Here is a 10,088-nt window from a genome sequence, read left to right on the forward strand (position 1 = left end):
CCCTGGGATCACGACCCATGACTGACAAGACTGTTCACACTGGAAAGAACGCTGGCGGCGGCGACGTCCGTCTCACCGGGATCAGCAAGTCCTACGGCGCCTTCACCGCCGTACAGCCGCTGGACCTCACCGTCCCCCAAGGCTCCTTCTTCGCCCTCCTCGGCGCCTCCGGCTGCGGCAAGACCACCACGCTCCGCATGATCGCCGGCTTGGAGGAGCCCACCACCGGCACGGTCTTCCTCGGCGACCGCGACGTCACCGACCTGCCGCCGTACAAGCGCCCGGTCAACACCGTCTTCCAGTCCTACGCCCTCTTCCCGCACCTCGACATCTACGAGAACGTCGCCTTCGGTCTGCGCCGGCGCGGCATCAAGTCGGTGAAGAAGCAGGTCGGCGAGATGCTCGAACTCGTCCAGCTCGGCGACAAGGCCAAGCACAAGCCGCACCAGCTCTCCGGCGGCCAGCAGCAGCGCGTCGCCGTCGCCCGCGCGCTCATCAACCACCCGCAGGTCCTCCTCCTCGACGAGCCCCTCGGCGCCCTCGACCTGAAGCTGCGCCGCCAGATGCAGCTGGAGCTCAAGCGCATCCAGACCGAGGTCGGCATCACCTTCATCCACGTCACCCACGACCAGGAGGAGGCCATGACCATGGCCGACACGGTCGCGGTGATGAACGGCGGCCGGGTCGAACAACTCGGCGCCCCCGCCGAGCTCTACGAGAACCCGCGCACCACCTTCGTCGCCAACTTCCTCGGCACCTCCAACCTGATCGAGGCCGAAGTCGTCGAGGCCGGCACCGAACTCGTCGTCACGGCCGGCGGCGGCAAGCTGCGGCTGCCCGCCGAGCGGTGCTCCGCGCCCGCCGCCACCGGCGGCCGGCTCCTCCTCGGCATCCGCCCCGAGAAGATCTCCCTCGCGCACGCCGACGACGAGGACACCATCGCCACCGGCCGCAACAAGGTCACCGGCCGCATCGTCGACACCTCCTTCATCGGCGTCTCCACCCAGTACGTCGTCGACAGCCCGGCGGGCGGCGCGCTCCAGGTCTACGAGCAGAACATCGAGCGCGACACCCGGCTCGTCCCCGGCGCCCCCGTGGTCCTGCACTGGAACCCCGCCCACACCTTCGGCCTGGACGCCACCCAGGCCATCGACGCCGGTGTCGAAACGGTGGAGGACGCCGCGTGACCGTCACCGACGCCCCACCCGCAGCCGAGCCGGCGGACCTTCCGGTCCGCAAGGCATCGGCCCGCAAGCGGCTCGTCCCGTACTGGCTGCTGCTGCCCGGCATCCTCTGGCTGCTGGTCTTCTTCGCCCTGCCGATGATCTACCAGGCCTCCACCTCCGTGCAGACCGGCTCCCTGGAGAAGGGCTTCGAGGTCACCTGGCACTTCCAGACCTACTGGGAGGCGCTGAAGGAGTACTACCCGCAGTTCGTCCGGTCCCTGCTCTACGCCGGCACCGCCACCCTGCTCTGCCTGCTGCTGGGCTACCCGCTCGCCTATCTGATCGCCTTCAAGGCCGGCCGCTGGCGCACCCTGCTGCTCGTCCTGGTCATCGCGCCCTTCTTCACCAGCTTCCTCATCCGGACGCTGGCCTGGAAGACGATCCTCGCCGACGGCGGCGCGGTCGTCGGCGCACTGGACGCCCTGCACGTCCTCGACGTCACCAGCTGGCTGGGCTGGACCGAGGGCAACCGCGTCCTCGCCACCCCGATGGCGGTCGTCTGCGGCCTCACCTACAACTTCCTGCCCTTCATGATCCTGCCGCTCTACACCTCGCTGGAACGGATCGACGGCCGGCTGCACGAGGCCGCCAAGGACCTCTACGCCTCGCCCGCCACCACCTTCCGCAAGGTGACCTTCCCGCTCTCCATGCCGGGCGTCGTCTCGGGCACGCTGCTCACCTTCATCCCGGCCAGCGGCGACTACGTCAACGCCGAACTGCTCGGCTCCACCGACACCAAGATGGTCGGCAACGTGATCCAGTCCCAGTTCCTGCGCGTCCTGGACTACCCGACGGCCGCGGCGCTGTCGTTCATCCTCATGGCGGTCGTCCTGCTGATGGTCACCGTCTACATCCGCCGGGCGGGAACGGAGGATCTGGTCTGATGCGTTGGATCCGTCGGAACCTTGTCGTCATCGCGGGGCTGCTCACCCTCGCGTACATGATCCTGCCGAACATCGTCGTGATGGTGTTCTCGTTCAACAAGCCGACCGGGCGCTTCAACTACTCCTGGCAGCGGTTCTCGCTGGACGCCTGGAAGGACCCCTGCGGCGTCGCCGACCTGTGCGGCTCGCTCACGCTCTCCCTCCAGATCGCCGCGTGGGCCACGCTCGGCGCCACCGCGCTCGGCACGATGATCGCCTTCGCGCTGGTCCGCTACCGCTTCCGGGCACGCGGCGCGATCAACTCGCTGATCTTCCTGCCGATGGCGATGCCCGAGGTCGTGATGGCCGCCTCGCTGCTCACGCTCTTCCTCAACATGGGCGCGGAGCTGGGTTTCTGGACCGTCCTGATCGCCCACATCATGTTCTGTCTGTCGTTCGTCGTCACCGCCGTCAAGGCGCGCGTGATGTCCATGGACCCGCGCCTTGAGGAGGCCGCCCGCGACCTGTACGCGGGGCCGGTGCAGACCTTCGTACGGGTCACGCTGCCGATCGCGGCACCCGGCATCGCGGCGGGCGCGCTGCTCGCCTTCGCGCTCTCGTTCGACGACTTCATCATCACCAACTTCAACGCGGGCTCGACCGTGACCTTCCCCATGTTCGTCTGGGGATCGGCGCAGCGCGGCACGCCCGTACAGATCAACGTCATCGGCACGGCGATGTTCATCATCGCTGTACTGGTGGTCGTCGCCGGCCAGATCGTCACCAACCGGCGAAAGCGCACCGCGACAACCTGAGAAAGCTCGAAGGAGTTGGAAACCATGGCCCCAGTCGCCATGCGTAGTGCCGCACACTCTCTCTCCGACGCCCAGCCCGTCCCCTTCTGGCTGGAAGACCCCGGCAAGCCGGCCGCCCTGCCCGCCCTCACCTCCGCCGAGCGCTGCGAACTGCTCGTGGTCGGCGGAGGCTACAGCGGACTGTGGACCGCGCTCCTCGCCAAGGAGCGCGACCCCGGGCGCGACGTCGTGCTGATCGAAGGCCGCGAGGTGGGCTGGGCCGCCTCGGGCCGCAACGGCGGCTTCTGCGCCGCCTCCCTCACCCACGGCCTGGGCAACGGCCTCGCCCGCTGGCCCGGGGAACTGAAGACGCTGGAGGAGATGGGCGAGCGCAACCTCGACGCCATCGAGGCGGCGGTCGCGGCATACGGCATCGACTGCGACTTCGAACGCACCGGCGAGATCGACGTCGCCACCGAGCCGCACCAGCTCGACGAACTGCGCGAGATGTACGCGGAGGCCGAGCGGCTCGGGCTCGCCGGCGGCCTGGAACTCCTCGACCAGGACGCCGTACGGGCCGAGGTCGACTCGCCCACCTTCCTCGGCGGCCTGTGGGACCGCCGCGGCGTCGCCATGCTCCACCCCGCCAAGCTGGCCTGGGGCCTCAAGCGGGCCTGCCTGGAGCTGGGCGTACGGATCTACGAGAACACCCAGGCCCTGGACCTGGCCGCGGCCGGCCCCGGCATGGCGGTGCGGACCCCTTACGGCCGGATCCTCGCCCGCCGGGTCGCCCTCGGCACCAACGTCTTCCCGTCGCTGGTCAAGCGGGTGCGGCACTACGTCGTCCCGGTCTACGACTACGCGCTGATGACCGAGCCGCTGAGCGAGGAGCAACTCGCCGCGGTCGGCTGGAAGCGCCGGCAGGGCCTGGGCGACTCCGCCAACCAGTTCCACTACTTCCGGATCACCGCCGACAACCGCATCCTGTGGGGCGGCTACGACGCGATCTACCCCTACGGGGGCCGGGTCAGCGCCGAGATGGACCACCGTCCGGAGACCTACCTCAAGCTCGCCGAGCACTTCTTCACCTGCTTCCCGCAGCTGGAGGGGCTCCGCTTCAGCCACGCCTGGGGCGGCGCTATCGACACCTGCTCGCGCTTCTCGGCGTTCTTCGGCACCGCGCACGGCGGCAAGGTCGCCTACGCCGCGGGCTTCACCGGGCTCGGCGTGGGCGCCACCCGCTTCGGTGCCGATGTGATGCTCGACCTGCTGTCGGGGCGGAGCACGGAGCGTACGGAGCTGGAGATGGTGCGCTCCAAGCCGCTGCCGTTCCCGCCGGAGCCGTTCGCCTGGGCCGGGATCGGGATCACCAAGTGGTCCCTGGCGCACGCCGACACCCACGGCGGCCACCGCAATCTGTGGCTGAAGGCGATGGACCGCCTGGGCCTCGGTTTCGACAGTTAGGCCTCCGGCTCACCGCCGGATTCCGACGGTGTGCGCCGACCGTACGCGGGGGGCGCACACCAATCGATCAAGATACGCCCCAGTTCACCACCAACCATTGGCCCGAACCCGCGTAATGATCGTCGCCAACTCCGCTCTCCCCGTGTGGACGCAATCGTCCGCACACGGAATGGAGGCCGTTGGCAATGAGTGGTTCGGGGGCCAAGACCGCAGTGGAATGGCTGGTGTCGGTCGCACCGGATCCTGACGCCTGCCGGTGGGAATGGGAGCGCAACCCCCTCGGGGTGGCGCTGCTGCCCGCCGGCCGGCGCTGGGACGTACTGATCCTTCCGGGGGAGCTCGGCTATCCGACGCTCGATGTCCTCACCCGGCTCGTCGACCGGCCCGGCCCGGTCCTCGCCGACTTCGGCGACGCCCGCATGGGTTTCTTCGTACCGCCGGGCACGGCCGCGCGCTGGCTCGGTACGGGCGTGCGCAGCGCCGGCCGGGGCACCTGGATCGTCGTGCCGTACCCAGGCCGGGCCACGGGCGGGGTGCGCTGGCTGATCGCCCCGGACGGCACCGGCACCCTTACCGACGCCGCACTGCTCGAACTCGCCATGCACGAGGCGGCCGGCCGGCTCGCCCGTGAGGAAAGGGGACAGCCGGGCTCTTGAGGTGATCTTCCATCACTCATGGGAGGTCAGCCGGAACGTCGACGCATTCCGACGGAGCTGAGCAGGAGCACCGCCGAGAAGAGGAAGACACTGGCCAGCACGTCCAGCGGCCAGTGGTAGCCGCGCAGCACCAGACCCGCGCCCGTCGCCGCCGTCAGCGCCACGGCGGCGGGCATCGCCCAGCGCCGGGCCACCAACAGCGCCGCACCGCCGTAGGCGATCAGCGCCGTGGCCGTATGGCCCGAGGGGTAGTAGCCGGTCGCCTCGGTCAGCGGGCCCTGCCGGTCGAGCAGCAGCTTCAGCGGGACGACCAGCGCCGGTACGAGGACCATGGCCAGGCCCGCGCAGAGCGCCTGGCGGCGCCGCCCGCGCCACAGCGCGTACGCCAGCGCGCAGACCAGGACGGGCAGGGCGACGTGGAGGTGGCCGAGATCGGCGCCGAGTTCGGTGAGCCACCGCGGGCCACGGCCGACGAGCTGGTGGGAGACCCGTTCGTCCAGCCGGGCGAGGGGGCCGCCGACGGCGACCTGCCAGGTGGTGAGTCCGAAGAGAAGCCCGCACAGGGCGAGAAGGAGATAAGCCGGCCGCCCCGGAACAGGGGGGGTGGTTCCGAGGCGGCCGCCTTGACCGGTGCACCGCGCGCCCCGGGGGGTGTGGGGCGGGCGGCCGTCCGATCGGTGAGGAGTTCCGGGACCGGAGGTCCCGGGGGTGTGCGCGAGGGCACGATCAGGGCGATGCTGGGGAGGCCCCGCCCTGAGGTCGCCCGCAGTCTCCTGCGAGCGGGGTGTTTCTCTCATCTGCAGAAACCGTACGGCAGAGAAGAGGGGACCGACAGCCGGATCTCCATCCCGCCATCGGCCCCCCACAACCTCTTCACAGAGTGAGGTCACCCGTCACACGGACCGTCAGATCGCGGCCAGAGCCGCCTCGATGACGTCCAGACCCTCGTTCAGCAGGTCCTCGCCGATGACCAGCGGCGGCAGGAAGCGCAGCACGTTGCCGTAGGTGCCGCAGGTCAGAACCAGCACACCCTCGGCGTGGCAGGCCTTGGCCAGCGCGCCGGCGGCCTCCGGGTTGGGCTCCTTGGTGGCGCGGTCCTTGACCAGCTCGATGGCGATCATCGCGCCACGGCCGCGGATGTCACCGATGGCGTCGTACTTCTCCGCCATCGTCGACAGCCGGGACTTCATGATCGACTCGATCTTCTTCGCCTTGGCGTTGAGGTCGAGCTCCTTCATGGTCTCGATGGAGCCGAGCGCACCGGCGCAGGCCACCGGGTTGCCGCCGTAGGTGCCGCCCAGGCCACCGCCGTGCACGGCGTCCATCATCTCGGCGCGGCCGGTCACGGCGGCGAGCGGCAGACCGCCCGCGATGCCCTTGGCGGTGGTGATCAGGTCCGGGACGATGCCCTCGTCCTCACAGGCGAACCACTGGCCGGTGCGGCAGAAGCCGGACTGGATCTCGTCCGCGACGAAGACGATGCCGTTGTCGTTGGCGAACTTCACGATCGCCGGCAGGAAGCCCTTGGCGGGCTCGATGAAGCCGCCCTCGCCGAGCACCGGCTCGATGATGATCGCGGCGACGTTCTCGGCGCCGATCTGCTTGGAGATCTGGTCGATGGCCTGGGCGGCGGCCTCGGGACCGCAGTTCTCCGGGCCGGTGGGCCAGCGGTAGCCGTAGGCGACCGGCACCCGGTAGACCTCGGGCGCGAACGGACCGAAGCCCTGCTTGTACGGCATGTTCTTCGAGGTCAGCGCCATCGTCAGGTTCGTACGGCCGTGGTAGCCGTGGTCGAAGACGACGACGGCCTGGCGCTTGGTGTACGAACGGGCGATCTTGACCGCGTTCTCGACGGCCTCGGCGCCGGAGTTGAACAGCGCGGACTTCTTGGCGTGGTCGCCCGGGGTCAGCTCGGCGAGCGCCTCACAGACCTCCACGTAGCCCTCGTACGGCGTCACCATGAAACAGGTGTGGGTGAAGTCGGCGAGCTGCGCGGTGGCGCGGCGTACGACGGCCTCGGCGGAGGCGCCCACGGAGGTCACGGCGATGCCGGAGCCGAAGTCGATCAGACGGTTGCCGTCGACGTCCTCGATGATGCCGCCGCCGGCACGCGCCGTGAAGACGGGCAGCACGGAGCCCACACCGCCGGCCACCGTGTCGAGACGGCGGGCCTGCAGCTCCTGCGACTTCGGGCCGGGAATCGCGGTGACGACGCGGCGCTCCTGCGGAATTGCGCTCATGAGGGCTCCTGGGGGGTGTTTCCGGACGCTTTCAGAGTTTCTTTCCGCAGGTTAGGGGTGGGGGCCAGGGGCAGGCATGCGCCGATCGGGAGTGGTGGGGGTGTGTCGTTGTCCGCCACGGACATAGGAGGAGCGGGGGAGGGGCGGGCCCGCCGGGCCCACGGCGGCGCCAAATCGGGCCCGTGGACGCCGAACCGCACTAGATTGACGGGGGTTACGGACGCGCGACCTGGCTGGTCAGGGGGCAGGGGTAGATGGACACCGACGGCACGCACGACGCACGCGGCACCCAGGCGGGCGCACCGGTGCCACGGCCGACGAGGCCGACGGAACCGGCGGCCGAGGCGGGGGCGGGGCGGCGGCCGGGCGATGCGCCGCCGGATGGTTCGGGCGCTGTGCCTGCCGAGCGGGGGCCGGGGCGGCGGCCCGGCGACGCGCCGTCGGGGGCGCCGGAGGGTGTTGGGCCAACCGGGTCTTCGGCCCCGCCGTACGGTTCCGCGCCCGGGGTGCCGGAGGGTGTTGGACCGACGGGGTCTTCGGCCACGCCGTACGGTTCCGCGCCGGGGGTGCCGGATGGTTCCGGCGCCGTGCCTGCCGAGCCGGGGCCGGGGCGGCGGCCGCCCGGGGGGTCCGAGGGGACGCGGGAGGCTCCAGCCGCCGCCGCGCCTGCCGAGCCGACCGGGGCGCCCGCTGCGGGGCCTGGCGCGCCAGCCGCGCCTGGCGACCGTACCGCCGCGCCCGCCGTTCCCACCGGGGCCGGCCGGGCCGGGGCGGCGGGCGTGCCGCCGCTGCCCGCGCACCTCCCGCCGCCCCCCGCCCATGCCCCCGCCCGGACCCCCGTCCTGGAGTGGCTGCGTACACCGCGGCCCGCCGCCGAGCCCGGGATCTGGCGGCTGGGGCACCGGCCGCGCCCCGACGAGGAGCCCGAGCTCGTGCCCGCCCGCCGGCTCTTCGCCGGTGCCCTGATCTCCCTGCTCAGCGGCTGGCTGCTGTGGTCCCTGCTCTGGAACGGCTACCTCGGCCGCTACTGGCTGTGGCCACTGCTCGTGCTCACCCCCGACTCCTGGCGCACCGACGCCGAGACCTGGGCCACCGCCAGCTACAGCTACTACGCCCTCGTCGGCGGCGGGCTGCTCATCTTCTTCGCCCGGGTCGGCCACCTCCCCGAGATCTGGCGCCGGTACGCCCTGCGGCGCAAGGCCGCACCGCCGCCCCCGCCCGCCCAGGGCGCCGACCCCGCCGACTGGCCCGAGCTGCGCGCCGCCGGCCTCGACGACACCGCCCGCAGCCTCGCCGCCGCCACCCGCGACGGCAGCCTCGGCGACGTGGACTACGCCCGGATCTCCCGCGCCTGGCAGGGCGTACGGGCCCGCCCCGAACGGCTCGCCGCCTTTACCGACGCCGTCCGCACCCAGGGCGCCGCCGCCTGCGCCCACCCCTCCGGCGTACGCGACCTGCCCGTCCGTACTGCCACCCACGACCTCGCCGTCGGCCAGGTCCGGATCGGCACCGCCGCCGACCATCCCCGCAACCCCTACGCCCGCCGCACCACCGGCGTCGCCCTGGAACCCGCCCTGCTGGGCACCTCGCTGCTCGCCGTCGGGCCAGCGGGCGCCGGAAAGACCGTCCGGCTCGTCCGGCCCGTCGTCGAGTCGCTCTGCCTCCAGGCCCTCGCCAACCGCGCCGCCGTCGTCGCCGTCACCTCCCACGGCACCGCCCTCGCCCCGGACGCCGCCTTCGACGTCGTCGTCTCGGTCGGGCGTTCCGACTCCACGCACGACCTCGACCTGTACGGCGGCGCGGACGACCCCGACGAGGCCGCCCGGATCCTCGCCGAGGCGCTTGTCGGCGACCTGGTCGCGGACACCCGCCGGGCCGCCACCGCGCTCGCCCAGCTCATCGGGCCGTACCAGGCCGCCCACGGCCACTACCCCGGGGTGCCCGCACTGCGCGAACTCCTCGACGGCGCACCCGAGGCCCTCGCCGCCCTGCGCGCCGCCGTCGCCCACGACCCCGCCCAGCTGCGCGAGCTGGACGCCCGCGCCCGGCAGGCCGAGCGCGGCGACGAGGTGGGGGTGCTCCTCGCCGAGCGGGTCGCGTTCCTCGACCGGCCCGCCTTCGCGTCGTTCTTCCGCACCGACGTCCGTACGGGCCAGTTCTCCCTCCGGACCCTCGCCCATCCGCTGCGGGTCCGCGTCGACCTGCCCGAGCGGGGGCACGCCGAGGCCGCCCGGATCGTGTCCCGGCTGCTGCTCGCCCAGTTCGCCGAGGCCGCCCTCGCCCGCACCGACCGGTCGCTCTTCGCCTGCCTGGTGCTGGACGACGCCACGTACACCGTCACCGCCGAGTCCGTACGCGCCCTGCAGCGGCTCCGCTCCGCCCACGCCGGGGCCGTACTGGCCCTGCGCAGCCTGGAGGACGTGCCCGAGCACCTGCGCGGGCCGCTGCTCGGCGCGGTCGGCTGCCGGATGGCGTTCGCCGGGCTCACCCCGTGGGACGGCGGACGGTTCGCGGAGACCTGGGGCACCGAATGGGTCCAGACCCGTGACGTCACCAACCGCCAGATCATCTCCGACGAGCCGCTCACCAAGGCCCTGCACTTCATGCGCCGCCTGGTCACCGGCCGGGCCGCCACGGCGGAGGCCGTCACCGTCCGAGAGGTGGAGCGCCAGCGCTGGTCCGCCTCGGACCTGGCCCACGCCGTCCCCGCCGGCCACGCGGTCCTCTCCCTGACCACGGTCGGCGGCGAACACACCCCACCGCTGCTCGTGGACCTGCGCGGCTGAGGCACGGCCCCGGCCGGGCCCGCCGGGACTCGGTCGGCCCGGACGGTGGACCTGCCTCC

Annotated in this window: 8 protein-coding genes; 6 read left to right on the forward strand and 2 right to left on the reverse strand. The window is 72.0% G+C overall.

Translation table 11 applies throughout. The annotated features are described in order from the left end of the window. The first annotated feature begins 17 nt into the window (after positions 1 to 17). From IEZ01_RS24730 to IEZ01_RS24750, 5 genes are all read left to right on the forward strand, one after another. The gene (locus tag IEZ01_RS24730) at positions 18 to 1,187 is read left to right on the forward strand and encodes an ABC transporter ATP-binding protein (protein ID WP_019889827.1); all 1,170 of its coding nucleotides are present in this window, start codon (positions 18 to 20) and stop codon (positions 1,185 to 1,187) included. After that, on the forward strand, positions 1,184 to 2,110 hold the full coding sequence (locus tag IEZ01_RS24735) for an ABC transporter permease (RefSeq protein WP_019889828.1): 927 nt from the start codon (positions 1,184 to 1,186) through the stop codon (positions 2,108 to 2,110). The genes IEZ01_RS24730 and IEZ01_RS24735 overlap by 4 nt, the downstream gene beginning before the upstream one ends. Next, positions 2,110 to 2,904 (forward strand): ABC transporter permease, encoded by a 795-nt coding sequence (locus IEZ01_RS24740; RefSeq protein ID WP_019889829.1) that lies wholly within the window; start codon positions 2,110 to 2,112, stop codon positions 2,902 to 2,904. Before IEZ01_RS24735 ends, IEZ01_RS24740 begins: the two co-directional genes overlap by 1 nt. 24 nt (positions 2,905 to 2,928) lie before the next feature. Then, positions 2,929 to 4,347, forward strand: coding sequence for an NAD(P)/FAD-dependent oxidoreductase (locus IEZ01_RS24745; RefSeq protein WP_028798044.1), 1,419 nt, complete (start codon positions 2,929 to 2,931; stop codon positions 4,345 to 4,347). 185 nt (positions 4,348 to 4,532) lie between these two features. Continuing rightward, on the forward strand, positions 4,533 to 5,003 hold the full coding sequence (locus tag IEZ01_RS24750; protein ID WP_028798045.1) for a hypothetical protein: 471 nt from the start codon (positions 4,533 to 4,535) through the stop codon (positions 5,001 to 5,003). A gap of 26 nt (positions 5,004 to 5,029) precedes the next feature. On the opposite strand, the gene IEZ01_RS24755 is transcribed toward IEZ01_RS24750, so the two are convergent. Both IEZ01_RS24755 and gabT read right to left on the reverse strand, forming a co-directional pair. Next, complete coding sequence (locus tag IEZ01_RS24755; protein WP_019889832.1) at positions 5,030 to 5,800, reverse strand: phosphatase PAP2 family protein; 771 nt, start codon at positions 5,798 to 5,800, stop codon at positions 5,030 to 5,032. Between the two features lie 108 nt (positions 5,801 to 5,908). Beyond that, the gene (gene gabT / locus IEZ01_RS24760) at positions 5,909 to 7,243 is read right to left on the reverse strand and encodes a 4-aminobutyrate--2-oxoglutarate transaminase (RefSeq protein ID WP_019889834.1); all 1,335 of its coding nucleotides are present in this window, start codon (positions 7,241 to 7,243) and stop codon (positions 5,909 to 5,911) included. Positions 7,244 to 8,022: 779 nt separating this feature from the next. Between gabT and IEZ01_RS24765 the strand changes: the two genes are divergently transcribed. Continuing rightward, positions 8,023 to 10,029: a hypothetical protein gene (locus tag IEZ01_RS24765; protein ID WP_019889835.1), complete on the forward strand. Its 2,007-nt coding sequence runs from the start codon at positions 8,023 to 8,025 to the stop codon at positions 10,027 to 10,029. The last annotated feature ends 59 nt before the right edge of the window (positions 10,030 to 10,088 follow it).

Source organism: Streptomyces purpureus (assembly GCF_014648195.1).
GTDB classification, from domain to species: Bacteria; Actinomycetota; Actinomycetes; order Streptomycetales; family Streptomycetaceae; genus Streptomyces; species Streptomyces purpureus.

Bases quoted from the DNA above. Each gene is read 5' to 3' on its own strand.
- IEZ01_RS24755 (WP_019889832.1), bottom strand. From the start codon at position 5,800: ATGAGAGAAACACCCCGCTCGCAGGAGACTGCGGGCGACCTCAGGGCG.
- IEZ01_RS24750 (WP_028798045.1), top strand. From the start codon at position 4,533: ATGAGTGGTTCGGGGGCCAAGACCGCAGTGGAATGGCTGGTGTCGGTC.
- IEZ01_RS24745 (WP_028798044.1), top strand. From the start codon at position 2,929: ATGGCCCCAGTCGCCATGCGTAGTGCCGCACACTCTCTCTCCGACGCC.
- IEZ01_RS24730 (WP_019889827.1), top strand. From the start codon at position 18: ATGACTGACAAGACTGTTCACACTGGAAAGAACGCTGGCGGCGGCGAC.
- gabT (WP_019889834.1), bottom strand. From the start codon at position 7,243: ATGAGCGCAATTCCGCAGGAGCGCCGCGTCGTCACCGCGATTCCCGGC.
- IEZ01_RS24740 (WP_019889829.1), top strand. From the start codon at position 2,110: ATGCGTTGGATCCGTCGGAACCTTGTCGTCATCGCGGGGCTGCTCACC.